Source organism: Monashia sp. HAY1-5C (genome assembly GCF_056755255.1).
In genome coordinates this window covers 1-301 of the sequence record NZ_JBPGXG010000309.1, presented here as the reverse complement: position 1 = coordinate 301, position 301 = coordinate 1, and the positions used below count along the sequence as shown (strand labels likewise).

Below are 301 nucleotides of genomic sequence, written 5' to 3'. Positions count from 1 at the left end.
GTCTTTCCATTTGTCCGGACAAGCAATTTTCACCGTGAATTTGGATAATTTTTCCTGAGCTTTTACTTTCGTTGCAGGAGACATCCAATCCATATCATTGATGTGCTGCTTAAATGATTTTAAGATATAATCAATATATGTTTCCATCTGCGCTTTGGCTTCGGGAGTGAAATATTTTTCTACATACAGCTTACCGAAAGCTTCACCAAGAACTCCGTTCACGAGAGAAAGGCCTCTCTTGTTCATCGGACGTTGTTCTTTTTGTCCCTGAAGATATTTAGAATAGAAATCAAATCTGATC

1 pseudogene is annotated in these 301 nt (G+C 37.9%); it reads right to left on the bottom strand.

Annotation, left to right across the window (positions count from 1 at the left end):
- Positions 1-300, bottom strand: a pseudogene (locus tag ACR9ZK_RS21795) (peptidase M13); the annotation flags it as partial.
- Between the last annotated feature and the right edge of the window lies 1 nt (position 301).